This is a genomic window from Streptomyces sp. NPDC022910, from assembly GCF_055561075.1.
The window spans coordinates 1-24346 of record NZ_JBVHHL010000032.1 but is presented as its reverse complement, the minus strand read 5'-3'; the positions used below and the strand labels follow the sequence as shown (position 1 = coordinate 24346).

Genomic DNA, 24346 nt, shown 5'->3' with positions numbered 1-24346 from the left:
TCACCGCGGCGGTTTGAGCGGGTCGTGGCCGAGTGTCATCAACTGGTGGCGGCGCTCGTCGTCCTCGGCCTCGGGTTCGTTCTCCAGGTCTTGCCGGGCCGTGACGGTCTCCACGACCTCGCGCATCACCCGGATGTCGTCGTCGGTGAGGTCCATGCGCCGCTTCTGCAGGATCGCCAGCAGGTGCCGCCCCGTCGGGGGGCCGGCCTGGTCGGGCAGCGGCTCGGTGTCCTCGTCGGCGTCCTGGACCCGCAGCCAGGCCGCGAGTTCCGTGGAGGTCATGTTCACCACGTGGTGGAACTCGTCCCACAACGCGTCCAGCTCCAGGGCGTCGGTCATGGCGTACTCCTCTCGCCCTCGGTGGTTCCGCTCCGCTCTCCGTGTACTTCAGTCCTTACGCGGCCAGTTCTCGGCCTCGAACATCCAGCGCTGCTTCTCCAGCTCCGCGGTGAGCCCGATCAGCAGGTCCTGGGTGACCGGATCGGGCTTCTCGGTGTCCTCGATCCGCTTGCGCAGCCGACCGATCGCGGTCTCCAACGACTCCACCATCAGCCCCACGACCTCGTTGTCGCGCAGCCAGCCCTCCTTCGCGCCCGGCAGGCCGAAGGCGGAGGACACGGTCTCCGGCCGTCCGTCCGGCGGGACGCCGAGCGCGGCCGCCCGCTCGGCCACGGTGTCCGCGTACGAGCGTGCCGTGGTCACCACCTCGTCGAGCTGCAGGTGGATCGAGCGGAACCTCGGTCCGACGATGTTCCAGTGGGCCTGCTTCCCGATGAGGGAGAGACCGAGCAGATCAACCAGGGTCTCCTGCAGGGCGTTGCCGGTGACCCGCCGTGCGGCCTCGGGCAGGGTGCTGTGCACCACGGTCATCGTGTGCTTCTCCTTGTCGTCGGTCGGTTCCTCGTGGTCCGGAGCAGTGCGGCGCGCTCCTTCTCATCGGTGCCGCCCCACACACCTGCCGTCTGTCCGGTGTGCAGGGCCCAGGCCAGGCACTCGGCGATCACCGGACAGCGGCGGCACACCCGCTTGGCGCCGGCGGCCTCCACCAGGGCCGGCCCCGTCGTCCCGACGGGGAAGAACAGCTCAGGGTCCTCATCCACGCACGCCGCGTGCCGCAACCACTCCATGCGCGCCCGGGTGCCCGGGACGGATGGGGTGAAACCCGGAGACAAGCAGGCCTCGCACGGCGGCCGGGGATCTTCCAGAGAGGTCGTCCGGCGGTCTATAGTCCAAAACTAGCAGTGCTAATTATCGTCGAGGGCGCTCAGGAGTTCCGTCGTGCGTACCGTCCACTTCGCGGCAGCCCGCCGCACCCCGATCGGCCGGCTGCGCGGCGCCCTTTCCTCCGTACGGCCCGACGACCTCGCGGCGGGCGTGATCCGCGGCCTGGTCGCCGACGTGCCCGCGCTCGACCCGGCCCGCATCGACGACGTCTACTGGGGCGCCGCCAACCAGGCCGGCGAGGACAACCGCAACGTCGCCCGTATGGCGGCCCTGCTCGCCGGGCTGCCCGAGTCCGTTCCGGGTGCCACGGTCAACCGGCTGTGCGCCTCCGGCCTGGAGGCGGTCACGACGGCGGCCCGTACCATCGCCGCGGGCGAGGCCGACATCGTGCTCGCGGGCGGCTCGGAGTCCATGAGCCGCGCACCGTTCGTGCTGCCCCGCCCCGACGAGGCCCTGCCGCACCGCATCGAGACCGCCGACACCCGCCTCGGCTGGCGCCTGGTCAACCCGGCGATGAAGGACCTCCACGGCCTGCTGTCCATGGGCGAGACCGCCGAGGAGGTCGCCGAGCGGTACGGCATTTCGCGTGAGCGCCAGGACGACTTCGCGCTACGCAGCCACCGTCGTGCCGCGGATGCCCGCAAGAACGGGTGTTTCGACGCCGAACTCCTGCCCGTGTCCAGGCCGGACGGCGTCGTCGTCACCGTCGACGAAGGCGTGCGCGAGGACACGTCGTACGAGAAGCTCGCCCGCCTCAAGCCGGTGTTCCGCGCGGGCGGCACCGTCACCGCGGGCAACGCATCGCCCATGAACGACGGCGCGGCCGGACTCCTCCTCGTGAGCGAGGAGGCCCTGGACGAGCTGGGCCTCGAATCCCTCGGCCGGTACGTCGCGGGTGCCTCGGCAGGCGTCCACCCGGACATCATGGGCATCGGCCCCGTCCCCGCCACCGAGAAGGCGCTCGCACGGGTCGGCTGGACGATCGGCGACATCCAGGAGGCCGAGTTCAACGAGGCGTTCGCGGCCCAGGCCCTCGCCTGCGTCGACCGCCTCGGCATCGACCCCGAGCTGGTCAACCCGACCGGCGGTGCCATCGCCCTCGGCCACCCGCTCGGCTGCTCGGGCGCACGCATCCTGACGACCCTGCTCCACCGCATGCGCCGCACCGGCGCGGCCCGCGGCCTCGCCACCATGTGCGTGGGCGTCGGGCAGGGCAGTTCCGTGCTCGTCGAACGCCACCAGCCGTAGCCACCTGGCGAGACACTCCTTACGCGATCACATGCGTGGGCATACCATCGGTCCCCGCATGAACACGATGACGCTCTGGGACATCTCCCTGTGGGGGTTCGCCGCGCTGGCCTTCGCGGCGCTGCTCGTCGGCTTCTCCAAGACGGCCGTGAGCGGTGCCAACACGGTCAGCCTCGCCATCTTCGCCGCCGTCCTGCCGGCCCGCGCCTCGACCGGCATCCTGCTGCCGGTCCTGATCGTCGGTGACGTCCTCGCCGTCCTCACCTACCGGCGGCACGCCCACTGGCCCACGTTGTGGCGGCTGTTCCCGGCGGTCGCCGCGGGTGTGGTCCTCGGCACACTGTTCCTGGTGTGGGCCGACGACGGGATCGTGCGGACGTCGATCGGCGCGATCCTGCTGCTGATGGCAGCGGTCACGCTGTGGCGGCGCCGGAGCGCCGGCCAGAACGAGGAACCCGACTCGGTGACCACGCGCGCCGACCGCGCCAAGGCCCGCTCGTACGGCGCCCTCGGCGGCTTCACCACGATGGTGGCGAACGCGGGCGGCCCGGTGATGTCGATGTATCTCCTGTCCGCCGGATTCCGCAAACTCGGCTTCCTCGGCACCTCCGCCTTCTTCTTCCTGATCGTGAATGTCTCCAAGGTGCCTTTCAGTGCGGGCCTCGGTCTCATCGACGGCCGCTCACTGCTGCTGGACGCGGCGCTCGCGGTGTTCGTGGTGCCGGGCGCGTTCATCGGCAAGTGGGCGGCGCACAGGATCAACCAGCGGCTGTTCGAGCAGTTGGTGATCGCGGCGACGGTCGTGGGCGCCGTCCAGCTGCTGCTGCGCTGAGCGCGGCCGGCGGACTACCGGAGCAGCGCGGGGAGGTCCGCGAAGGAGTCGAGGACGTGATCGGGGGCGCCGCTCGCTGCCCGGTGGGTCTCCGGCAGATACTTGCCGGTCTTGACGAGAACCCCCGTGATCCCGGCGCGCTGGGCCGCGAGGACGTCGGACTCGATGTCGTCGCCGACCATGAGCGCCTGACCGGCGCCGACCCCGAGATGGGCCAGGGCCGCCTCGAAGAACGCGGGCGACGGCTTGCCGGTCACCTCGGCTTCCAAGTGGGCGGCCTTCTCGAGCCCGAGCAGGAACGCCCCCGAGTCGAGCTGCAGCCCGCGGTCGGTGCGCCAGTACAGGTTGCGGTGCATGGCGACCAGCCGCGCACCGCGCTGGAGGTGGCCGAAAGCGCGGTTCAGCGCCGTGTAGTCGAACTCGGGACCGGCGCCGCCGAGGATCACGACGTCCGGGGTGGTGTCCGCGTCGTCCACGAACGAGAGTCCGACGAGGTCCTCCCTGATGTCGCCGCTGTTGAGCAGCCAGCAGCGCGCCCCAGGGCAGCGGTCGGCCAGATGAGCGGCGGTGACCGCGGGCGCGGTCAGGATGTCCTCCGCAGCCACGGGAAAGCCCGCGGCGGAGAGGGTCTCGGCGATCGACGCGCGGGTGCGGGACGTCGTGTTGGTCAGCAGGGCGACGGCGAGACCGGAGTCTCGGATCTGTCGCAGCGCCTCGACCGCGCCCGGCAGTGGCTGCCACGAGACGGTGAGGACCCCGTCGATGTCGATGAGCAGCGCACGCACTGAATCCATGCCAGGACGATAACGAGCACGGTGCCGGACCGCCTTTCGGTCTGGGGGACAGGCGTGACCGTCCTCTCGACCTCTGCCGCCGGTCCTCCGGGCGGAGGGACGGCCGCCCCCGTACCCTCGGCATCATGTCCCCGCACGTCCTGGTCCTCGGCGGTACCACCGAGGCACGCGAACTCGCCGTCGCGCTCGTCTCCCGGCCCGGGGTCCGGGTGACCACGTCCCTGGCGGGGCGGGTCTCCCGGCCGGGCGCGCTCGACGGGGACGTACGCCTCGGCGGCTTCGGCGGTGCGGAGGGGCTGGCCGCCTGGCTCCGCGAACACCGGGTGGACGCGGTGGTCGACGCCACGCATCCGTTTGCCGCAGGCATCACGGCGAACGCGGCGCGGGCCGCGGCGGCCACCGGTGTCCCCACGGTGGTGCTGCGCCGGCCCGGCTGGGACCCGGTCCCCGGCGACCGCTGGCACGGGGCGGCCTCCCCCGCCGACGCGGCCGACCTGCTTCCGCCGCTCGGCCGACGCGTGTTCCTCACCACCGGCCGACTGGGTCTCGCGGCCTTCGCTCACCTGTCGGACCTCCACTTCGTCCTACGGTCGGTGGAGCCGCCCGAGCCCCCCATGCCACCGGACACCGCAGTGCTGCTGGCTCGCGGGCCGTTCACGGTCGAGGACGAGACCGCGCTGCTGCGCGAGCACCGCGTCGATGTGCTCGTGACGAAGGACAGCGGAGGAGCGGCGACGGCGGCCAAACTCACGGCGGCGCGAGACCTCGGACTCCCGGTGGTGGTCGTCCGTCGCCCACCCCTGCCGAAGGGCGTGATCGCGGTGCCGGACGTACCCGGAGCGCTGTCACGGCTGGGGCTCTGGTGACCGCCGGGACCGCGCGGTACCCCGACTGAACGAGCGGCCCACACGTCCGGCCGCTCCCGCTACCCCTGCGGGCGCCTGCGCAGCAGATAGGTGTCCATGATCCATCCCTTGCGTTCCCGCGCCTCCGCGCGCAGTCGCTCGATGTGCTCTGCCGTCTCGGCGAGAGGGCCGGAGGCGAGGATCTCGTCCGGTGTGCCGATGTAGGCGCCCCAGTAGATGTCGATGTCCTGGTCCGCGTACTGCCGGAAGGTCTGGTGGGCGTCGAGCATGACGACCACGTCGTCGACCCCGTCCGGGAAGCCCTCGGCGAGGCGGCGGCCCGTGGTGATCTGGACGGGGCGGGCGACCCGGTTGAGCCCCGTGCGGTGCTTCGCGACCAGCGCCGAGACGCTGCTGATGCCCGGGACGACGTCGTACGAGAACGAGACCACGCCCCGGTCCAGGACCTCCTCCAGGATGCCCAGGGTGCTGTCGTACAGGGAGGGATCGCCCCACACCAGGAACGCACCGCTCTCGTCCTCGCCCAACTCCTCCACGATCAGCCGTTCGTAGATCCCGGCACGCGCCGATCGCCAGTCGTCGACGGCAGGGGAGTAGGCGGCGCCGCCCGCGGACCGGTCACGGTCGGGGTCGCGCGCCTCGACGAGACGGTACGTCCCCTCCGGTATGTGTGCGTCGAGGATGTCGCGGCGCAGCTGGACCAGGTCCGACTTCACCTCGCCCTTGTCGAGGATGAAGAACACGTCCGTGCTCTTCAGCGCCTTGACCGCCTGCAGGGTCAGCTGGTCGGGATCGCCCGCTCCGATGCCGATGACATGAATCTTTCGCACGTCCCGAGTCTGCCGTACGCCTCCGACAGCCCGCGCCCGCCCCTGCCGCGGCCCCCCTACGGCTGCTTCCCACGCAGCCGGGGAGCCCACGCCCCTGCGTCGACCCTGGCCGCCCCCCGCTCGACCACCCCGGCCAACTCCCTTGCCCAGGCGATCAGTTCCGTCAACTCCATGCCGTACGGCCGGTCCCGTCCCGCCTCGGCCGCCGCCCACTCCTCGACGGCCCCGGCGCCGCGCCGCAGCAGCCGGGCCCCGCCCGTCGCGTTGCCTCGGGCCGCGTGCGTGAGTCCGACCGCCAGCTGTGCGAGCCCGCGCCACAGGGCGCGCTCCTCGTCGGGCCCCGTCTTCCAGGCGTCCTCGAAGACCTCGTGCGCATGGAACGGCCTCCCGGCGTCCAGCAGGGTCTGCGCCTCCGCGACGCTGTCCTCCGGGGTGCGTACGACCCCCTCCGGCTGGCGCGCCACGCCCTGTGCACCGTACGGCAGGGGCCGCCCAAGACCGTCCCGCGGCCGCGCGTTGCGGGCCCGGCCTTCCGCGTCCCGGTCGCGCCCCTGCCCCGCCCGAACTCCCGATGCGTCGCTCATACCCCGATTGTCCCGCGCCTCCCGCCTCTCCAGGGGCAGTCCCTGCCGTGGGGTAAGGTCTTGTCCGCGCGATCACGCGGGCCACCGCGGGAAGCGCATCGGGACGTGGCGCAGCTTGGTAGCGCACTTGACTGGGGGTCAAGGGGTCGCAGGTTCAAATCCTGTCGTCCCGACGGTGTTCACCAGCGGGTTTGCCGACAACGGCAGACCCGCTGGATGCGTTCGTGTGACACGTGATGGCGGCGTGATGGCAAGCGGGGGGACGCTCGCCGGTCGTTCAGCGGTCGAACAAGTGAACCTGAAACCACGTCAACCTGCCCTGACCTGCTAGTCAGTCACTCCCGCGCAGCGGGGGAACCTCAACCCGCCAAGCCTGTGCGACCACCAGGTCCCGGCCGCCGCGATGACGTACCCACGCCTCACCATCCCCCTGGCCGACCTGCGGCGCGGCGCCCCCGCCCGCCGGTGTTCGTCCAACCAGGAGAGCAAGAAACCGCTCTCAGAGAGAGAGCGCGACTCGGCCACATTGAATGGCCGCCTCAACGGCTTCCCTGGGGGAGAAGAGGGCGGTGACCTTCGGTAGTCGGGTGATTGCGGAACGAGGGTAGCGACTTCGTCGGAGTGGGCCGTGGCCTGGCGAGATTGGTTGGCGAGTCGACGCAAACCCACTTCTACAACACGACGGAACGCGTCGGATCCCAGCCGGTTTCTCCTGCCTCGACGGGCTCGCCGCCAGGGGCTATCTGCGTCAGGCACTGGACTACCCGGCGCCCTGTCTCCGCCGTTGCCTCTCCACGTGGCCGGGCTCGCGCAGGCGTGTTTTTTGCCCATGTTCGGGGAGGGGAGCCGGCTGAGGAAGACGAGAGCGACGGTTCAGGGGAGCGAGACGCCGCAAGCGGTGCCGCGGAGCGCGAGGCAGACGCGACCCCGGATGCCGCGGACGGGGCAGGGCTCTCGGCGGAACCCGACCCGGACGATCAACCTGGAGCCGTGCTGACATGGTCACGGGCTCGGGACGCCACCGCTAGCGTGGACGTACAGTGCGGTGGAGAGGAAGCGGCCATGACCTCGGCGTACGACTACAGAGAACTGCACGAGCTCATCGATCGCCTGGAGCCCGAGCAGGCGGAGGAGCTGCGTCGTCACGCTCTGCGTCTGGTGAAACCCGCGCCGAGTCGGTTCCGGATACTACGGAGCTTCGACGGCCCGGCGACCGATCTCGGCGCCCGGGCGAAGGACATCGCGCGAGCGGAGATCGGCGAGGACGATGCTGATCGTTGACACCGGACCGCTTGTCGCCTTCCTCAACCGCAACGACCCGATCACGAGCGGTGCGCCGAGCTGCTGGAGTCCTACGACGGCGACCTGCTGGTCACTCCGTATGTGCTGACCGAATGCCGTTATCTGGTCGGGAAGTATCTGGGCGCCGAGGCCGAGGTCAACCTGGTGGAGTCCGTGGTCGGCGGTGATCTGGTGCAGGTGTTTCCCGATGATCGGGACATGGCCCGGATCGCCGAGCTGATGCACCGCTACCGTGGCTTTCCGCTGGGCGTCGCGGATGCTTCAGTGGTCGCTGTGGCGGAGCGGCTGAAGCTGACGGATGTCGCGACGCTCGACCACCGGCATTTCCGGGCGCTCGTGCCCGAGCACGTTGCTGCGTTCACGCTGGTTCCCTGAGGAGCTCTGCCCGGCTTCCTCGGCCCCGTGGCAGTGGGGGCGTTACCGGAGACTGTGGCGGTCGAGGCGGTGGATGAGGCCGGGGCGGCGCTGGTAGTCCTCGCGCAGGCGGATCAGGCGCTGGTGGAAGTCGGTGTCCCGTCCGGTGTGCGCGTAGGCGTCGCGCAGTTCCGCGAGGAGGGCGACGGCCTGGTCGTAGGCGGTGATCTTCTTGGTGGCGATGTGCGCCTCGATCCGCTGCCAGGCGGACTCGGCCTCGCGTGCTAGGGCGGTCAGGTGCCGGGCGCGGGCTTCGGCTCGTTCGTGTTCGGCGTGCTGTCGGCGTTGGGTGCGCAGGGTGTGGGCGGTGTCCAGGAGGTGGGCGGCGGACCGGCGCCGGGGGATCGCAGTGGGGGCGGTGGTGCCGCGCAGGCGGTGCAGGAGTTCGGAGCGCAGTTGCGGTTCGGGGCCGAGGGCGAGCCGCAGGAGCAGGTCGTCTTTCTCCTGCTGCGGTAAAGCGGCGATCAGTGGCGCGAGTTCCTTCTTCATGGGTTTGGCCGACTTCCCAGGGCTCGGTGGGCTGTCCTGGGCCGCGGCCGTGAGTAGATCGGCGTCCACGCGGAGGAAGTCCGCGAGCGCGTGCTGCGGGGCGGTCAGTTCGCCGAGGCCGGCCGGGACGGGTGGTTCGGGGCAGGTCTGGTATTCCTCTTCTTCGTCGTCTTCGAGTTCCCAGGCGGCGAGCGCGGAGAGCCAGGCGAGGTAGAGGGGGCGCAGGTCGCCGGTGGCGAGTTCGTCGCGTACGCCGATGAGGGCGGCCAGTGAGTCGTCGGCGCCCTCGATCCAGTCGCCGCTTTCGTCCTCGCTGGTGAGGTCGAGCAGGAGGTGGGTGCGGGTTGTCCAGGCGTCGACGTGGTGGTCGAGGCAGTACGGCTTCACCGTGGGCAGGGCCAGGGCTTGCCTGGGAAGGCGAAGCATCAGACGGTGGGTGCCCCAGTTGGTGACGTACAGGTGGGCGTCGAAGTAGCGCTCGACCATGCGGCGTGGGTTTCCGCTGAGGCCACCCCAGTTGTAGGTGTTGGTGAAGCTGGTGGCGGTGATCCGGGCCCGGCTGGAGACGGCCCGCAACTGGTCCTGTTCCTCGCGGCTGAGCGGCCGGTCGAGGGCCTGGAACTCGTAGTACTGGTACTCGCTCACACGGCGGACCCTATCGCCGCCGAGGGTGGGTGGGCTCGGACGGATGGCGGGCAAGGCGGCGGGAGCTGACGGGACGTCATACTCAAACGCCCTAGGGTGAGCCGAGGCGAGCGATTTTGGGGAGGCGTGGACCATGGCGGCGGTGTGGACCGGGCGGGCCATGAGTCCGGCGCATCGGCGCCGTATTCGCCCGCCCCTCCAGCGCCTGCTTCTACACCCTGGCACGCGCTCGGGCGACGACCTTCGGATCACGCGCCGCGCCTCGGGCCGGCTCGGCCGCATCGAGCCCGTCCGCCGCAAGACGCTTCCGTAGATCCAGCAGATGACTCCACAACGGCGCCAGATCCGCCCCGCGTATCACCCCGCTCGACCTCTCTCGCGTCAGGCGAGTATCGAGGGCGTCCCAGTACGACCACTCGCCCGACGGCGCCAGATGAGGCCACGGCTCCGGGCCGAAGGTCGGCGGCCGACGCCTGGAAGGAGACTTGTCTGCCGTGCTCACCAGCGCATCGTCGCACCGGAGATGATGGCTCTCGCAGGGCGCCATGGGGGGTCCCTTGGTCGGCACAGCCGAGAACTTGGGTTAGTAGCCTCGCGGGCATGACCGAGGCATGGACCGACCACGCGCTGAAGGCACTCCGCGCCGCCTGCCACACCGCCAACGGCCCGTCCCTGCTCGCCCTGCTGCGTACGCATGACCCCGCCAGCGTGCTGGTGCGGGGACGAACTCACCGCAGCCGTTTCCCGAGCTGTGCCCGGCGCCCAGGAGACAGCGACCGCATGCACCACCACCCTGCGCGAACGGGGCTGGCCCGGCGACGAGATCCTCGCCCGGCAACTCGACACTGCGGGCGGCGATGCCGACCGCGTGCTGCGGCCGCTGCCGGTCGACCTGGAGGAACTCTCCGGTCTACTCGAAGGCGATCCGGCCTGGGGCGGTGGCCGCATCCACCTGGACACCGGCGAGTGCCGACTCGCCCTCGCGGACACCGATGAGTCATGGGACGAGGACGAACCGGACGGCACCGAGCGGTGGCTCCACGCGAGGGATCACGCGACGCCTACCGCGACATGGAGGACTTCATCACCACCCTCGACGGCGAGGACCTCGCCCACTACCTCGGCATCGCGATCCAGGGCCCAGGAGCGTTCCGCCGCTTCAAGGACATGCCGGCCACCTCACCGGCGCAGCTGCAGCGGTACTGGCTGTTCTCCGCGGAACGGCAGTACGGCCGGGCCCGGGCCTGGCTCGCCGATCGGGGCTACCGGCCGACGCTGCCGACCGGCCACTGACCCGGGCGCTCTTACGGTCGATCTGCTGTGCAGCCCGCGGCGTGGGCGGAGGCAGGGAACGACGCCGATCCGCGGCAAACCGGGGCCGCGCGACGGCTGGGCGGCTGCCGGCTCGGAGCATGCCGAGACGTGGGCGATTGCTCGGTTGAGCCGTCGCCGGACGGTCAGGCGTCGACGACGAGGTTCTCCCGAGGTCGGGAGCAGCAGAGCAGGATCTTGTTCTGGGCGATCTCGCGCGGCCGGATGCCTCCGTTGTGCCGCATGTCGACGGATCCGGCCAGCAGGGTGGTCTTGCAGGTGCCGCACATTCCCTGGGCGCAGGAGGCGGGCAGGCTCAGGCCGGCCCGGGAGGCGGCCGCGAGGAGGGAGGTGTCCGCGTCGCAGGTGAGGGTCCGTCGGCTACGGGTGAACTCGACGGTGAAGACGCGTCCTTGGGCGGTTTCGCTGGTGCCGGCGACGGCTTCGGCGGCCGGCGGCGTGTCGAGGGTGAAGCTCTCGTCGTGGTAACGGTCCATGTCGACCCCGGCCGTCGCGAGCAGGTGGCGCACGGCGGCCATGTAGCCGGTCGGGCCGCAGGTGAAGATCTCCCGCTGCCGGAAGTCGGGGGCGATCTGCCGGAGCATGTCGAGGGTCAGCCGGCCGCGGTGGCCACCCCAGGGCTCGGTCGGGCCGTCCTCCTCGCAGACGTGCACCACCCGGACGGTGGGGGCGGTGGCGGCGATGAGGTCCAGTTCCCGGCGGAAGAGGATGTCGGCAGGAGTGCGGGCGCTGTGGACGAACACCACGTCGGCCGGGTGCGCCAGGTCGTACAGGGCCCTCGTCATGGCCATCACCGGTGTCGCGCCACTGCCGCCGGACAGGAACAGGTACTTCGGCGCGGGGTGCCGGGCGAGGGTGAAATCCCCGAGCGGCCCCCTGGCCCGCACCGTGTCTCCGGGCCGCAGACGGTCGTGCAGCCAGTTGGACACCAGGCCGCCCGGCACCCTCTTCACGGTGATCGCGACGGAGTGGGGGCGGGTCGGCGGCGAGGAGATGGTGTAACACCGCTCGACGGTCCGGCCGTCGATGTCGACGCCGACGGTGAGGAACTGCCCGGGGTCGTGGTGGAAGAGGCGGGGCTGCGGGGGCTGGAGGACGAAGGTCCTGACGTCGGGGGTCAGGGCGTGGACCTGCTTGCAGACCAGCAGGCCGCCGGTGTCGCCGCCGGTGTCCTCGTCGGTCCAGGAACGGGTTCCGGCCCAGGCCGGGAGCGTGTCGGTCATCGTGCCAGGTGCGCCTTCAGCCGGGTTGCGTACCAGTTGACGAACGCCTCGACCTGGTACTCGGTCGGGCCGTAGGGGCCGGGCTGGTAGGCGGGGCTGCCGATGCCCTGCTGGGCGCGGGCGACGAGGAGCGCGTCCTGGTCGTTGGTGGCCGTCCACACCCGCGTCAGGCTGTCGAGGTCGTAGTCGACCCCTTCGATCGCGTCGGGGTGCACCAGCCAGGTGGTGCGGACCAGGGTGCGGTCCGGTGCGAGCGGGATCACGGAGAAGGTGATCGCGTGGTCGGAGAGGAAGTGGAACCAGGCGTTGGGCTGCAGGTGCATCGAGAGGCGGCCCAGGCGGGGCGTGCGGAAGTCGGCCAGCAGGCGCTTGCAGGCAGCCCTACCGTCCTCGGTGAAGGATTCGCCCGCGCCGTCCAGCGGTTCGCGCTGGATGCGGAAGCCGGTGGTGCGGGTGTCCAGTTCCTCGATCGCCTCGTACGGCAGCCCCAGTGACTCGTACGTTCTGCGGGACTCGGCGTCGGCCTGCAGATAGCGTTCGTACGCCGGCCGCAGCACCGGCGGCACGTCCCGCTCGGCGTAGCCGTACACGGGGAAGAGAGAGCACTGCAGCTCGGGGTGGCCGCCGCAGTGATAGCACTCCCGGTTGTTCTCCATGGTGAGCTTCCAGTTGCCGTTCTCCACCAGGTCGATCTGGGTGGCTACCTTCGCCCGGCGCAGGCCGTGCGGCAGGATGTACGGCTCGATGCGGGCGGCCACCTCGTCGAAGTCGGCGGGCGGTTCCCCGGCGAGGCAGATGAAGACCAGGCCGGCGACCGTGCGGGCGTGCACATTCCGCAGCCCGAAGCAGGACGGGTCGAAGTCGGCCGGTTGTGACTCCGCGTGCAGCAGGCGGCCGTCCACGCCGTAGGTCCAGCGGTGGTAGCCGCAGACGATGTTGCCCACCGAGCCGCGCTCGTCGTTGAGTATGCGGGCACCGCGGTGGCGGCAGACGTTGTGGAAGGCGCGTACCTCTTCGTCGTCGTCCCGGACAACGACGACCGAGTACGGCCCGAGGGTCACGGTCACGTAGTCCCCGGGCTCGGGGAGTTCGGCCTCCGCGGCGACGAACAGCCAGTGTCGGGCGAAGACCGCCTCGATGTCGAGGTCGAAGAATTCCCGGCTCGTGTAGAAGGGGGCTTCCAGGCTTCGGCCGACGGGACGGCGGGCCACGAGGCCGGCCGGGTCCGTCACGGGGGCGAATGTGCTCAACTCGGTGTCTCCAGAGGGTTGGTGAGGGTCAGACCGGCAGGCACAGGCGCAGCGCGTCGTAGACGGCGGCGTGGATGTTGCGGCTGGTGACCGCGTCGCCGACGCGGAACAGCCGGTAGCGTCCGGCGTCGTTGCGGACCACCGTCTGCTCCCGGTGGTCCAGCAGGGCGCGGTGGTCGATCTCGCCGAGATTGCTGGATCCGGGCAGCAGTTCGCGGTACAGCTCGTCCGCGGGCAGGGTGCCGTGTTCCACGATCACGTGGTCGACGGTCAGTTCGGTGTCGGTGCCGGTGTAGTCGCTGTGGAGGGTGGCGGCCAGGCGGCCTTCCGTGCTGCGGCGTACGGTGCGCAGCCGGCGGGCGAGGGTGGTGGTCACGCCGTGTTCCGCGAAGACCTTGAGGTAGGCGGGGGAGTTCATGCTGCCGACGTCGGGGGCGAGGGTGCGTTCCGGTGTCACGAAGTGCAGGCGGGCGCCGGACGGGGCGAGAACTTCTACGGCGTCGAGTGCGGGGTAACCGCCGTGGTCGTCGTAGACCAGTACCTCGCCCCGTGGGCGCAGTGAGCCGGTGAGCACGTCCCAGGTGTCGGCGACCAGGTCCTCGCCCTCGTCGAGGAAGGACCGGTCGGGCATGCCGCCGGTGGCGAGGACGACGAGGTCGGGGTGTTCGGCGAGCACGTCGCGGGACTCGGCGTACCTGCCGAAGCGGAGGTCGACGCCGTGGTGCTTGCACTCGGCGACCCGCCAGTCGACGATGCCGAGCAGATCGCGGCGGCGCGGGTTGGATGCGGCGAGCCGGATCTGCCCGCCGGGGAGGTCGCCGGCCTCGAACAGCACGACGTCGTGGCCGCGTTCGCCGAGCACCCGGGCGGCTTCCAGGCCGGCCGGTCCGGCGCCGACGACGACCGCTTTCCTCCGGCGGCCGGTGGCGGCCGGTACGGTGTGGGGCAACTGGAGCTCCCGGCCGGTCGCCGGGTTGTGGACGCACTTGGTGTCGCCCGAGTCGTAGATCGCGTCCAGGCAGTAACTCGACCCGACACAGGGGCGGATGCGGTCCTCACGGCCACCTGCGATCTTGGCGACCAGATGGGGATCGGCGATCTGGGCGCGGGTCATGCCGACCAGGTCGAGCAGCCCCTCGCGCAGGGCGTACCGCGCGGTGGCGGGATCGGCGATCCGGGCCGCGTGCATCACGGGCACCCGCAGCCGGCGCCGGACCTCGCCGGTGAACTCCAGGAAGGGGCCCAGCGGGGTGCCGATCGGCGGGATCGTGCGTACCAGGGAGGCATCGCTCTCGATGGAGCCGCGGATGGTGCTGACGAAGTCGATGCCGTCGTCGGTGAAACGCTGCGCGGCCACCAGGGCGTCGTCGAAGGTCAGTCCCCCCGGGCGGTCCTCGTCCAGCATCAGCCGGATCCCGACCACGAAGTCCGGGCCGACCGCCTCCCGTACCGCCCGGATCACCCGTCGCGGGAAGGACATGCGCCGGTCCAGGCTGCCGCCGAGGGCGTCGTCGCGGTGGTTGGTCGTGGGGGAGAGGAAGCTGTCCAGCAAGTGGCCATAGGCCTCCAGCTCGATACCGTCGAGGCCGGCCTCCCGGCAGCGCTGTGCCGCGGCGACGTAGTCGGCCGTGACGCGGTCGAGGTCCCAGGCCTCGGCGGCCTTGGGGAACGCCCTGTGCGCGGGCTCGCGCAGCGGGGACGCGGAGAGCACCGGCAGCCAGTCGCCGGAGTAGTTGCTCGTACGGCGGCCCAGGTGGGTGACCTGGCACATGACCGCCGCTCCGGCGTCGTGCACCTCGTCGGCCAGCCGGCGCAGCCACGGCACGATGTCGTCCCGGTACAGCAGCAGGTTGCCGAAGGCGGGCGGGCTGTCCGGCGAGACCACGGCGGAGCCGCCGATCATGGTCAGGCCGACGCCGCCGCGTGCCTTCTCGACGTGGTAGGCGCGGTAGCGGTCCTTGGGCAGACCGTCCTCGCCGAAGGCCGGCTCGTGGGAGGTGCTGACCACCCTGTTGCGCAGGGTGAGGTGCTTGAGGCGGAAGGGCTGGAGCAGGGGATCGACACTCTGGGAGGGCATGACCACTCCTCGGGAAGCGGGGGGCCGACGGCCGCGTCAGAGCGTCGGTGGCTGCGCGGCAGCGACGGCGTATCGCATTGCGAAACAGACTCGCGATGCGAGACAAATGGTGAGGGCGTCGGCCCGCGGCCGTCAAGGGCTGGTCCAGGTGTCGTCGGTCAGCCGTGCTTGCGGTGGCCCTGGCGCCAGGAGATCCGGGCGCCCGCCTCCCGCACCCGCTCCGCGAGGGCCGGCACGGTGTCGTCGTTGACGCGGAAGGCCGGACCGGAGACGGCGACGGCAGCGACGACCCGGCCGTCCGGGGAACGGACCGGCGCGGCGACGGCGGCCAGCCCGATCTCGTGTTCCTCCGACGTGGTGGCGTACCCGCGCTCGCGGACCGTCCGCAACTGCTCCTTCAGGCGCGCCGGTTCGACGATCGTGTGCGGGGTGTACTGCGCGAGCCCCCGCCCCAGCACCTCGTCGGTCTCCTTCTCGGGCAGGTACGCCAGGAAGACCTTGCCCGCGGCGGTGGCGTGCAGGGGGCTGCGCTTGCCGACCCAGTCGATGCTGGCGATGGTCGCGCCGCCGATCTCCTGGTCGATGGTGATCACTTCGATGCCATCGTGGATCGCGAGGTTCACCGTCTCGCCGACGGCGGCGGCCAGTTCCCGGCAGACCGGCCTGCTCAGCAGCGACAGGTCGCTCTGCCGGCCGGCGCCCGCGGCCAGTTCGACCATGCCGAAGCCCAGGCGGTAGCGGCCGCGCTCGGCGTCCTGCTCGACGAGGCCGCGCGACTCCAGCGTGGCGAGGAGCCGGAAGACCGTCGCCTTGTGCAGGCCCAGCGCCTCGGCGATCTCGGTGACGCCGGACGGGCCGTGCCGGGACAGCGACTGGAGGATCGACACCGCGCGGTCGACGGACTGCACCGAGGTGTCGCGAGGCCTCCCGTTGCCGGTCATGGCGCAAGGATAGCCAGCCGGACGGCCGCCCTCCCGGGGGCCCGGCGCCCCCGCCGGGCCGGTTACGGATCCGTTTCCGCGGTTAATTTCCGCGCCCGAGGCTTGGCGGGAAACCGCCGTATGGCTATCGTTCACGCACTCCACTCAATCGTTCCACTGAACGAATAGCGAGAAGGACGGTCGGCCCATGACCGACACCCACCACCCAGGACGGCGGTCGTTCCTCGCCGCCGGTGCCGCCGGTCTCGGTGCGTCCTGGCTGCTGTCCGGATGCTCGGGCACGGCGTCCTCGACCGCCGTCCTGCCCGTGTCGGCGCCCCAGGGCGAACCGGACCGCGGCGGCACCCTGCGGATCGCCCGCCCGCCCGCGTCGGACGCCGAGACCCTCGACCCCGCGAGCTCCCTGTCGGCGTACGAATACCTCGGCGCCCTCTACAACCGCCTGGTCCGCGTCGGCAGCGACGGCGAACTCGCCCCCGATCTCGCCGAGTCCTGGGAGACGGACCCCAAGGCCCGCACCTGGACCTTCCGCCTCCGCAAGGGCGTCACCTTCCACGACGGCCGCGCCTTCACCTCCGCCGACGCCGCCTACACCCTGCGTCACATCCTCGACAAGGCGACCGCGTCCCCGCAGGCGGCCGTCCTCGCCCCGCTCGTCGACCCCAAGACCCTGCGCACCCCGGACGCCCACACGCTCGTCGTCCCGCTCAAGTCCCCGAACGCCGAGTTCCCCAGCCTCCTCACGCACTACAACTGCTACGTCGTCCCGGACGGCAGCGCGAAGTCGGTCGGCCGTACCGGCATCGGCACCGGCCCCTTCAGACTGGAGTCCTTCGCGCCCGCCGGCCCCGGCCGCGTCACCGCGTACGCGGACCACTGGGCCGGGCGTCCCGTGCTCGACGCCGTCTCCTTCTACTCCGTGGCCGACATGTCGGCCCGCGCCAACGCCCTGCTGGCGGGCCAGGTCGACCTGCTCTCGCAGACCAACCTCGACTTCGCGACGGCCCGCGTGGTCGCCGCCTCGGACCGCGCCACCGTCGCCCGGGTGAAGAACGCCCAGTGGTACGTGCTGCCGATGCTCACCACCGACAAACCCTTCACCGACGTACGCGTGCGGCAGGCGATGAAGCTCGCCTACGACCCCGAGCACGTGGTGAAGGTCGCCCTCCAGGGCGCCGGCACCCCCGGCTGGGACAACCCGGTGCCGCCCGACGACCCACTGCACATCTCCGGGCACCCCGCGCACGACCCCGACCAGGCCCGTCACCTGCTGAAGCAGGCGGGGCAGGAGGGGCTGGCCGTCGACCTCTACACCTCCGCCTACGACCCGCTGCTCACCCCCATGGCTCTCGCCTACCAGGAGTCCGCCAAGCGGGCGGGCATCCGCATCCGGGTCAAGACGGCCGCCGCGGACTCGTACTACACGCAGATCTGGATGAAGAAACCGCTGATGGCGACCTACTGGTACACGGGCCGGCCCGTCGACCAGCTCTTCACCCAGATCTTCCGCAGCGGCTCCTCGTACAACGAGACCGCGTGGTCCGACAAGGACTTCGACGCCGTCCTCGACCGCGCCCGCGCCGAGACCGACGCCACGCGGCGCCGCGAGCTCTACGGCCAGGCACAGAACCTGGTGATCGAGAAGGGCGGGGCGATGACACCCATGTTCGCCGACCGGCTCGTCGGGCTCTCCCGCAAGGTCCGCGGATACGCCGAGCACGGCTTCGAGTTCGACTACCTCGGCATCGGCCTGAAGGGAGCCTGAGCATGCTCGTGTTCGTCGCCCGCCGCGTCGCGGCGGCCATCGGCACCCTGTTCCTGTCGTCCGTGCTCGTCTTCCTGGCCCTCCAGGCCCTGCCCGGCGACGTGGCCACCCAGATCCTGGGCAAGGACGCCACGCCCGATGCCGTGGCCGCCCTGCGGAAGCAGCTGGGACTCGACCAACCCGCCTGGGAACGCTACGCCGACTGGATCAAGGGCGCCCTGCACGGGGACTTCGGCACCTCGCTGGTCTCCGGGAAGCCCGTGGGCGGCGAGGTGGCGCAGTACCTCGCCAACTCCGCCCTCATCGCCGTCGTCACCATCCTGTTCGCGGTGACCGGCTCGCTGGTGCTGGGCATCCTCGCCGGCCTGTACCGCGACCGCTGGGCCGACCACCTGATCTCCACCGTCAGCCTCGTCGGCATGAGCGTCCCCGAGTTCGTGGTCGCCACCGTGCTGGTGCTGTGCTTCTCGGTCGCGCTGCCGTGGTTCCCCGCCGTCGTCCTGTACGGCCCCGACGCGAGCGTCGGTCAGCTGCTGCCCGCCGTCTGGCTGCCCGCGCTCGCGCTGGCGGTCGTCATGGCCGCCTACATCGTCCGCATGGCCCGTACGTCGGTCATCGACGTGATGGCCGGCGAGTACGTCACCACGGCCCGGCTCAAGGGCCTGTCCACATGGCGCGTCGTCACCCGCCACGCACTGCCCAGCGCCCTGCTGCCCACCCTGCACGTGATCGCCCTGAACGTGGCCTGGCTCGTCGGCGGCGTCGCCGTCGTCGAGAACGTCTTCAACTACCCGGGCATCGGCAAGCTGATGCTCACCTCCGTGCAGAACCGCGACCTGCCCGTGGTCCAGGCCGTCGCGCTGATCAGCGCGGTCGTCTACGTCGTCTGCAACCTCGCCGCCGACCTCGGCGCCATGGCCCTCAACCCCAAGCTCCGTACGCGCGGGAGGACCCGATGACCACCCTCGACACCGTCCCGCCCGCCACACCCGCGGCCGCGGACGTCCGGGCCCGCACCGCCCGGGCCTGGCGCACCCTACGCTCCTCACGCACCGCGCTCGTCGGCCTCGCCGTCGTCGGGCTCCACGTGCTGCTCGCCCTGCTCGCCCCGCTGCTCACCTCGTACGACCCCGTGGCCAACGACCCCTCGCACGTACTCCTCGGACCGAGCCGGGAGCACTGGGCGGGCACCGACCAGTACGGCCGGGACGTCCTGGCCCGGGTGCTCTACGGCGGCCGGTACGCACTCGGCGTGTCCGTCGTCTCCACCGTCCTGGCGGTCGCCCTCGGCACGGTGATCGGCTGCGCGGCGGCCCTGCGCGGCGGCTGGTTCGACGACGTCCTGGGCCGGGTGCTCGACGCGGTGCTCTCGGTGCCGGCCATCCTCGCGCTCCTCGTCGTCGTGACCGCTCTGGGCACCGGTTCCGCGGTCATCGTCTGCGCCGTCGCCGTCGTGTTCGTGCCCCAGGTCGTACGGGTGGTGCGCGGCGCGGCGCTCGCCGTCGTGCCCGCCGACTACGTCACCGCGGCCCGCGCCCGCGGCGAGGGCACCTGGTCGATCCTGCGGCGGGAGATCCTGCCCAACATCGTCGACGTGGTCGGTGTGGAGTTCGCGATGCGGGCCTCCTGGGTCGTGCTGCTGATCTCCTCGCTGTCCTTCCTCGGCTTCGGCGCCGACCCGCCGACCCCCGACTGGGGGCTCATGGTCGCCGAGAACCGCACCGCCATCACCGTCGTCCCGATGGCGAGCCTCGCGCCGATCATCGCCCTGGCCACGCTCGTCGTCGGGCTCAACCTCGCGGCCGACGGCCTGTCCAAGGCCTGGGGCGTGGACCGGATCAGGGAGGGCTCCTGATGACCTCGACCCAGGGAGGGCCCCCGATGACCTCGAGGCAGGGAGAGCCCCCGACGACCCCCGTCGTCTCCGTCGAGTCCCTTTCCGTCTCCTACCGTTCGGGCGGGCGTGACCTGCCGGTCGTGCACGACGTGTCCTTCGAACTCGCCGAGGGACGCACGCACGCCCTCGTCGGCGAGTCCGGCAGCGGCAAGTCGACCGTTGCCGCCACCCTGCTCGGTCACCTGCGGCACGGCTCGCGCCTGGACGGCGGGGTCGTGCGGGTGGCGGGTCACGACGTCTTCGCCCTGCCGGCCCGGGAGTTGCGGCGGCTGCGCGGCGGGACCGTGGCCATGGTCGCGCAGAACGCCGGCCACGCGCTCACCCCGTCCATGCGCGTCGGCCGGCAGATCGCCGAGGCCGGCGGCGACGTCCCGGTACTCGACCTGCTGGAGCAGGTCCGGCTGCCGCGCCCCGCCGACCTCGCGCGCCGCTACCCGCACGAACTCTCCGGCGGCCAGCAGCAGCGCGTCGCCATCGCCATGGCCCTCGCCGCCCGCCCCAAGGTCCTCGTCCTCGACGAGCCCACGACCGGCCTCGACGTCGTCACCCAGCGCGGCATCCTCGACCTCGTCGCCGCCCTGCGCGACGAACTCGGCCTGGCCGCCGTCCTGGTGAGCCACGACCTCGGGGTCGTCGCCCGGATGGCCGACCAGGTGAGCGTGCTGCGCTCGGGCCGGGTCGTGGAGTCGGCGCCCACCCGGGCGCTCTTCGCCGGGGCCGAACAGCCGTACACCAAGCGGCTGTTGGCGAGTGTGCCACGGCTGACCGACGACGGGCTCGCGCTCGTGGGGGACAGCGGCGAGCGGGAGGTGCGGGCGCGGGCCGTGGTGGACGCGGACGCTCCCGTGGCCGTCTCGGCGCAGGACGTCACCGTCGACTACGGGTCGGCCCGCGCCGTGCACGGCGTCACCTTCGACGTCCGCCGGGGCGAGATCGTCGCCCTGGTGGGGGAGTCGGGCAGCGGGAAGTCCACCCTCGCCTGGTCCCTCGCCGGGCTGCGCGCCCCCTCGGGCGGCACGATGACCCACGGCTCCGGCGATCTGGCCCGGCCCGCCCGCCGCCGTCCCGCGGCGCTGCGGCGCCTGGTGCAGCTGGTGTTCCAGAACGCCGACACCTCGCTCAACCCGCGCCGCACGGTCGGCGACGCGATCCGCCGCCCCCTGCGCTTCTTCGGCACCGTCCCCGACCGCCGGTCGGCCCACGCCCGCGCCCTCGACCTCGTGCGGGACGTACGGCTCGACCCGGCGCTCGCCGACCGGCTGCCCGCACAACTCTCCGGCGGCCAGCGCCAGCGCATCGGCATCGCACGGGCGCTGGCCGGCGAGCCGGACGTGCTGATCGCCGACGAGATCACCACCGCCCTGGACGTCTCGGTGCAGGCCGAGGTACTGCGACTCCTCGACGACCTGCGCAGGGAACGGCAGTTGGCCTGCCTGTTCATCAGCCACGACCTGGCTGTCGTACAGGGCATCGCCGACCGTGTGCTCGTCCTGCGCCACGGCGTGGTGGTGGAGGAGGGCCCGACCGAAGCCGTCTTCGCCGACCCCGGACACCCCTACACCCGTGAGCTGATGGCGGCGGCCCTCGAACCCGACCCCGACGCCCGCCCGTTGGCGGAGGACGTACCCGACTGGACCGACGCGGCGCAGCCGGACGACACATGGACCGACCACGGCGGCGGTCACCGCGTACGCCGCTGGCGCCCCGCCGACACCGCCGACACCGCCGTCACCGCCGTCACCGCCGTCACCGCCGTCACCGAAGGAGTCTCGTGAAGTACCGCGAGCGGTTCGAACGCCAGGTCGTGCGCGAGGACGTCTGGATCCCCACCCGGGACGGCAGAACCCGCCTGCACGCACGCGTCTGGCGCCCGGCCGACGCCGCGGACGACCCGGTGCCGGCGCTGCTCGAATACCTCCCGTACCGCAAGAGCGACTGGACCGCACCCCGCGACGCCCAGCGCCACCCCTGGTACGCGGGCCACGGCTACGCCTCCGTCCGCGTCGACATCCGCGGCCACGGCGACAGCGAGGGCGTCCCCGGCGACGAGTACGACGCGACCGAACTCGCGGACGGCGTGGACGTCGTCAACTGGCTGGCCGCGCAGCCCTGGTGCACGGGCAAGGTCGGCATGTTCGGGATCTCCTGGGGCGGCTTCAACTCCCTGCAGATCGCCGCCCTCGCCCCCGAACCCCTCAAGGCGATCGTGACGGTCTGCTCCACCGACGACCGCTACGACAACGACGTGCACTACACCGGCGGCGCCGTCCTCGGCATCGACATGCTCGCCTGGGCCGGCACCATGCTCGCCTTCGCCGCCCGCCCCCCGGACCCGGTGAACGTCGGCGCCGACCGCTGGCTGCCGATGTGGCGTGAACGCCTCGACGCCCTCGAACCCTTCCTGCACACCTGGCTGGCTCACCAGCAGCGCGACCACTACTGGCGGCACGGCAGCGTGTGCGAGGACTACGGCGCGATCGACGCGGCGGTGCTCGCGGTCGGCGGCTGGCACGACCCGTACCGCGACGCGGTGCTGCGGTTGGTCGAACACCTGCCGCACGACCGCGTGCGAGGACTGATCGGCCCGTGGTCCCACCAGTACCCCGACCGCGGGCTGCCCCCCGGTCCCGCCATCGGCTTCCTCCAGGAGACCCTGCGCTGGTGGGACCAGCACCTCAAGGGCGCCGACACCGGGGTGATGCGGGAGCCGCTGCTGCGGGCCTGGATCAACGACCCGGTCCCGCCCGCCACGTCGTACGACGTCATGCCAGGCCGCTGGGTCGGCGACCCGGTCTGGCCCTCGCCGCGGGTCACCTGGCAGGAGCGCCCGCTGGGCACGGACGGCACACCCCCCGTCCTGGTCCGCTCCCCGCAGCACACCGGCATCGACGCCGGCCGCTTCTTCCCCTTCGGCAACGCGAGCGATCTGCCGCCCGACCAGCGGGAGGAGGACGGCCGCGCGGTGTGCCTCGACTCGGCACCGCTGACCGAACGCGTCGAGATCCTCGGCCGCCCGAAGGTCCGGCTCCGTCTGGACAGCGCCACCCCGCGCGCCCATGTGATCGCCCGCCTGTGCGACGTGGCCCCGGACGGCTCGTCCACCCTCGTCACCCGGGGCGTGCTGAACCTGCTCGCCCGGCACGGACGGGACAAGGCCGTCGAATGGAGCCCGGGAACGTACGAGGACGTCGAGTTCGAGCTGAGTGCCATCGGGTACGCCTTCCCGCCCGGCCACCGCATCCGCCTCGCCGTCTCCGACGCCTACTGGCCGTGGGTGTGGCCGCACGGCGAACGCGGGGAACTGACCCTGCTGCCCGCCGACAGCACCCTCCTGCTGCCCGTGCGGGCGGCCGGGGAGGAGCCGCCGGTCCGCTTCGAGGAGCCCGAACAGGCGCCACCGCTCCCGGTGACGTACGACGTCCCGGCCGAGCCGCGTCCCGAGCGGCTCGTCACCCACGACGTCGCGGCGGGGGAGTGGACCCTGGAGGTCGACCCCCGCTACGGCGGATCCCGCACCTACCCGGACGGGCTGCGCTACGAGGAGAACGCCCGGGAGACCTACCGTGTCCGCAGCGACGACCCGCTGTCCGCCTCGGCCGTCTCCGCGTGGACGATCCGGCTGACCCGCGGCGAAGCAGGCGAGCAGGAAGAAGGCCGGCACTGGGACGCGGAGATCGTCGCGCGGACGGAACTTCGGGCCACGGCAGCGGAGTTCGTGATGGACAGTCACCTCGAAGCACGGGCGAACGGAGGGACAGTGGCCAAACGCGCATGGCACCGCACCACCCCGAGGACGTCGGGATGAAGGCCGAGCGGAGCCCGCGCCGCGCCGTCGCCGCCGCCGACCGCACCCGGCAGCCCACCGAGGTGCGCCGCCGCCTCATCGTCGAGGCCGCGGTGCCGCTGATCGCCGAGCGGGGCTACGCCTCGGTCGGTGTGCGGGACGTCGCGGCCGCGGCCGGGGTGTCCGTCGGCACGGTCACCTACCACTTCGGCAGCGTCCAGGAGATCCTCTCCGAGGCGATGGTGCTGCAGATCGAGCGGTACTACGCGGCCCTCAGCGAGGCCGCGGACCGGGCGACCAGCGGTGCCGAGGGGCTGCGGCTGCTCGTCGACGCGCTGTTCACCGAGGATACCGACCGGCATTGGCGGATGTGGTTCGAGTACTGGAACGCGGGCGAGCACCACCCCGATCCGGCGTTCGCCCGCGGTCAGGACCGGCGCTACGAGAGCTGGCACCGGCAGATCCGCACGCTGGCCGCACGAGGCGTCGCCGACGGCGAGTTCAGCTGCGACGACCTGGACGGCTTCACGGTCCGCTTCGCCGCCCTCTCCGACGGCCTGGCTCTGCAGCGGCTGCGCCAGGCCCCGCCGCTCACCACTCAGGACGCCCGCCGCCACATGAACCACTTCGTCGAGACGGAACTCCGTCGACGGCCCCGAACATGACGAAGCATCGATGATCCGTCGCCCGTGGCAGGCGGTGGGTGAGGGGACGAGCCCGCCTTCAGCACCCTGCTGTCCGGATACCTCACCAAGTGTCAAGCCCTGGGTTTCGTGGAGACTGAGTTAGCTGGCTTTCTGGAGTGACGCAGGAGGTTCGGCCGCGAGGTAGTGGGCGGCCTCTTGTTCG

The 24346-nt window shown here is 71.7% G+C and carries 22 protein-coding genes, 1 tRNA gene and 1 pseudogene; 13 read left to right on the top strand and 11 right to left on the bottom strand.

Going from position 1 to position 24346, the window contains the following annotated elements; translation table 11 throughout:
• Genes ACZ3TS_RS26865 through ACZ3TS_RS26855 form a run of 3 tightly spaced genes read right to left on the bottom strand, consistent with a single transcriptional unit; the run spans position 1 to position 1127 of the window.
• On the bottom strand, positions 1-339 hold the full coding sequence (locus tag ACZ3TS_RS26865; protein WP_467622630.1) for a DUF3140 domain-containing protein: 339 nt from the start codon (positions 337-339) through the stop codon (positions 1-3).
• Positions 340-387: 48 nt separating this feature from the next.
• Complete coding sequence (locus tag ACZ3TS_RS26860) at positions 388-870, bottom strand: Dps family protein (RefSeq protein WP_467622628.1); 483 nt, start codon at positions 868-870, stop codon at positions 388-390.
• Positions 867-1127, bottom strand: a complete 261-nt coding sequence (locus tag ACZ3TS_RS26855) for a WhiB family transcriptional regulator (protein ID WP_467622625.1) — start codon at positions 1125-1127, stop codon at positions 867-869. The genes ACZ3TS_RS26860 and ACZ3TS_RS26855 overlap by 4 nt, the downstream gene beginning before the upstream one ends.
• Before the next feature lie 151 nt (positions 1128-1278).
• On the opposite strand from ACZ3TS_RS26855, the gene ACZ3TS_RS26850 reads away from it, so the two are divergent.
• Positions 1279-2472, top strand: a complete 1194-nt coding sequence (locus ACZ3TS_RS26850) for a thiolase family protein (RefSeq protein WP_467622622.1) — start codon at positions 1279-1281, stop codon at positions 2470-2472.
• A gap of 58 nt (positions 2473-2530) precedes the next feature.
• Complete coding sequence (locus ACZ3TS_RS26845) at positions 2531-3304, top strand: sulfite exporter TauE/SafE family protein (protein ID WP_467622617.1); 774 nt, start codon at positions 2531-2533, stop codon at positions 3302-3304.
• A gap of 14 nt (positions 3305-3318) precedes the next feature.
• On the opposite strand, the gene ACZ3TS_RS26840 is transcribed toward ACZ3TS_RS26845, so the two are convergent.
• Positions 3319-4098, bottom strand: coding sequence for an HAD-IIA family hydrolase (locus tag ACZ3TS_RS26840; protein WP_467622614.1), 780 nt, complete (start codon positions 4096-4098; stop codon positions 3319-3321).
• A 125-nt stretch (positions 4099-4223) separates the two neighbouring features.
• Between ACZ3TS_RS26840 and ACZ3TS_RS26835 the strand changes: the two genes are divergently transcribed.
• Entirely contained in the window at positions 4224-4964 is a 741-nt protein-coding gene (locus ACZ3TS_RS26835; protein ID WP_467622611.1) for a cobalt-precorrin-6A reductase, read from the top strand.
• Between the two features lie 59 nt (positions 4965-5023).
• Here the strand turns inward: ACZ3TS_RS26835 and cobF are convergent, their stop codons facing one another.
• Positions 5024-5794 carry a precorrin-6A synthase (deacetylating) gene (gene cobF / locus ACZ3TS_RS26830; RefSeq protein WP_467622608.1) on the bottom strand — a complete coding sequence of 257 codons (771 nt, stop codon included), beginning with the start codon at positions 5792-5794 and terminating at the stop codon, positions 5024-5026.
• Positions 5795-5850: 56 nt separating this feature from the next.
• The gene (locus tag ACZ3TS_RS26825; protein ID WP_467622605.1) at positions 5851-6378 is read right to left on the bottom strand and encodes a DUF309 domain-containing protein; all 528 of its coding nucleotides are present in this window, start codon (positions 6376-6378) and stop codon (positions 5851-5853) included.
• A gap of 99 nt (positions 6379-6477) precedes the next feature.
• Here ACZ3TS_RS26825 and ACZ3TS_RS26820 point away from each other — a divergent pair.
• The 3 genes and pseudogenes from ACZ3TS_RS26820 to ACZ3TS_RS26810 form a co-directional block, all read left to right on the top strand.
• Positions 6478-6551, top strand: a tRNA-Pro gene (locus ACZ3TS_RS26820).
• 889 nt (positions 6552-7440) lie between these two features.
• Positions 7441-7659: a hypothetical protein gene (locus tag ACZ3TS_RS26815; RefSeq protein WP_210589781.1), complete on the top strand. Its 219-nt coding sequence runs from the start codon at positions 7441-7443 to the stop codon at positions 7657-7659.
• A 45-nt stretch (positions 7660-7704) separates the two neighbouring features.
• Positions 7705-8055 (top strand): annotated as a pseudogene (locus ACZ3TS_RS26810) (PIN domain-containing protein); the annotation flags it as partial.
• Between the two features lie 42 nt (positions 8056-8097).
• Here the strand turns inward: ACZ3TS_RS26810 and ACZ3TS_RS26805 are convergent.
• A complete protein-coding gene (locus tag ACZ3TS_RS26805; RefSeq protein WP_467622602.1) occupies positions 8098-9228 on the bottom strand; it encodes a hypothetical protein in 1131 nt (376 codons plus the stop codon).
• 999 nt (positions 9229-10227) lie between these two features.
• Here ACZ3TS_RS26805 and ACZ3TS_RS26800 point away from each other — a divergent pair.
• Positions 10228-10521 carry a hypothetical protein gene (locus ACZ3TS_RS26800; protein ID WP_467622600.1) on the top strand — a complete coding sequence of 98 codons (294 nt, stop codon included), beginning with the start codon at positions 10228-10230 and terminating at the stop codon, positions 10519-10521.
• Between the two features lie 164 nt (positions 10522-10685).
• Here the strand turns inward: ACZ3TS_RS26800 and ACZ3TS_RS26795 are convergent, their stop codons facing one another.
• The 4 genes from ACZ3TS_RS26795 to ACZ3TS_RS26780 form a co-directional block, all read right to left on the bottom strand.
• The gene (locus ACZ3TS_RS26795) at positions 10686-11783 is read right to left on the bottom strand and encodes an FAD-binding oxidoreductase (RefSeq protein ID WP_467622596.1); all 1098 of its coding nucleotides are present in this window, start codon (positions 11781-11783) and stop codon (positions 10686-10688) included.
• Positions 11780-13015: an aromatic ring-hydroxylating oxygenase subunit alpha gene (locus ACZ3TS_RS26790; protein WP_467622593.1), complete on the bottom strand. Its 1236-nt coding sequence runs from the start codon at positions 13013-13015 to the stop codon at positions 11780-11782. The genes ACZ3TS_RS26795 and ACZ3TS_RS26790 overlap by 4 nt, the downstream gene beginning before the upstream one ends.
• Positions 13016-13061: 46 nt before the next feature.
• A complete protein-coding gene (locus tag ACZ3TS_RS26785; RefSeq protein ID WP_467622590.1) occupies positions 13062-15110 on the bottom strand; it encodes an oxidoreductase in 2049 nt (682 codons plus the stop codon).
• Between the two features lie 158 nt (positions 15111-15268).
• Positions 15269-16051: an IclR family transcriptional regulator gene (locus ACZ3TS_RS26780; RefSeq protein WP_467622588.1), complete on the bottom strand. Its 783-nt coding sequence runs from the start codon at positions 16049-16051 to the stop codon at positions 15269-15271.
• A gap of 187 nt (positions 16052-16238) precedes the next feature.
• Between ACZ3TS_RS26780 and ACZ3TS_RS26775 the strand changes: the two genes are divergently transcribed.
• From ACZ3TS_RS26775 to ACZ3TS_RS26750, 6 genes are read left to right on the top strand one after another with little or no spacing between them, the layout of a single operon-like run.
• Entirely contained in the window at positions 16239-17816 is a 1578-nt protein-coding gene (locus tag ACZ3TS_RS26775; RefSeq protein WP_467622585.1) for an ABC transporter substrate-binding protein, read from the top strand.
• 2 nt (positions 17817-17818) lie between these two features.
• Positions 17819-18775 carry an ABC transporter permease gene (locus ACZ3TS_RS26770; RefSeq protein WP_467622583.1) on the top strand — a complete coding sequence of 319 codons (957 nt, stop codon included), beginning with the start codon at positions 17819-17821 and terminating at the stop codon, positions 18773-18775.
• Complete coding sequence (locus tag ACZ3TS_RS26765) at positions 18772-19671, top strand: ABC transporter permease (RefSeq protein ID WP_467622580.1); 900 nt, start codon at positions 18772-18774, stop codon at positions 19669-19671. The genes ACZ3TS_RS26770 and ACZ3TS_RS26765 overlap by 4 nt, the downstream gene beginning before the upstream one ends.
• A 26-nt stretch (positions 19672-19697) precedes the next feature.
• The gene (locus ACZ3TS_RS26760; RefSeq protein ID WP_467622577.1) at positions 19698-21488 is read left to right on the top strand and encodes a dipeptide ABC transporter ATP-binding protein; all 1791 of its coding nucleotides are present in this window, start codon (positions 19698-19700) and stop codon (positions 21486-21488) included.
• Entirely contained in the window at positions 21485-23518 is a 2034-nt protein-coding gene (locus ACZ3TS_RS26755) for a CocE/NonD family hydrolase (RefSeq protein WP_467622574.1), read from the top strand. The genes ACZ3TS_RS26760 and ACZ3TS_RS26755 overlap by 4 nt, the downstream gene beginning before the upstream one ends.
• Positions 23485-24162, top strand: coding sequence for a TetR/AcrR family transcriptional regulator (locus ACZ3TS_RS26750; protein ID WP_467622571.1), 678 nt, complete (start codon positions 23485-23487; stop codon positions 24160-24162). The genes ACZ3TS_RS26755 and ACZ3TS_RS26750 overlap by 34 nt, the downstream gene beginning before the upstream one ends.
• The last annotated feature ends 184 nt before the right edge of the window (positions 24163-24346 follow it).

Bases quoted from the DNA above. Each gene is read 5' to 3' on its own strand.
- ACZ3TS_RS26835 (WP_467622611.1), top strand. From the start codon at position 4,224: ATGTCCCCGCACGTCCTGGTCCTCGGCGGTACCACCGAGGCACGCGAA.
- ACZ3TS_RS26770 (WP_467622583.1), top strand. From the start codon at position 17,819: ATGCTCGTGTTCGTCGCCCGCCGCGTCGCGGCGGCCATCGGCACCCTG.
- ACZ3TS_RS26750 (WP_467622571.1), top strand. From the start codon at position 23,485: ATGGCACCGCACCACCCCGAGGACGTCGGGATGAAGGCCGAGCGGAGC.
- ACZ3TS_RS26860 (WP_467622628.1), bottom strand. From the start codon at position 870: ATGACCGTGGTGCACAGCACCCTGCCCGAGGCCGCACGGCGGGTCACC.
- ACZ3TS_RS26760 (WP_467622577.1), top strand. From the start codon at position 19,698: ATGACCTCGAGGCAGGGAGAGCCCCCGACGACCCCCGTCGTCTCCGTC.
- ACZ3TS_RS26795 (WP_467622596.1), bottom strand. From the start codon at position 11,783: ATGACCGACACGCTCCCGGCCTGGGCCGGAACCCGTTCCTGGACCGAC.
- ACZ3TS_RS26825 (WP_467622605.1), bottom strand. From the start codon at position 6,378: ATGAGCGACGCATCGGGAGTTCGGGCGGGGCAGGGGCGCGACCGGGAC.
- ACZ3TS_RS26775 (WP_467622585.1), top strand. From the start codon at position 16,239: ATGACCGACACCCACCACCCAGGACGGCGGTCGTTCCTCGCCGCCGGT.
- ACZ3TS_RS26855 (WP_467622625.1), bottom strand. From the start codon at position 1,127: ATGGAGTGGTTGCGGCACGCGGCGTGCGTGGATGAGGACCCTGAGCTG.
- ACZ3TS_RS26845 (WP_467622617.1), top strand. From the start codon at position 2,531: ATGAACACGATGACGCTCTGGGACATCTCCCTGTGGGGGTTCGCCGCG.
- ACZ3TS_RS26865 (WP_467622630.1), bottom strand. From the start codon at position 339: ATGACCGACGCCCTGGAGCTGGACGCGTTGTGGGACGAGTTCCACCAC.
- ACZ3TS_RS26780 (WP_467622588.1), bottom strand. From the start codon at position 16,051: ATGACCGGCAACGGGAGGCCTCGCGACACCTCGGTGCAGTCCGTCGAC.
- ACZ3TS_RS26765 (WP_467622580.1), top strand. From the start codon at position 18,772: ATGACCACCCTCGACACCGTCCCGCCCGCCACACCCGCGGCCGCGGAC.
- ACZ3TS_RS26800 (WP_467622600.1), top strand. From the start codon at position 10,228: ATGGGACGAGGACGAACCGGACGGCACCGAGCGGTGGCTCCACGCGAG.
- ACZ3TS_RS26840 (WP_467622614.1), bottom strand. From the start codon at position 4,098: ATGGATTCAGTGCGTGCGCTGCTCATCGACATCGACGGGGTCCTCACC.
- ACZ3TS_RS26815 (WP_210589781.1), top strand. From the start codon at position 7,441: ATGACCTCGGCGTACGACTACAGAGAACTGCACGAGCTCATCGATCGC.
- ACZ3TS_RS26785 (WP_467622590.1), bottom strand. From the start codon at position 15,110: ATGCCCTCCCAGAGTGTCGATCCCCTGCTCCAGCCCTTCCGCCTCAAG.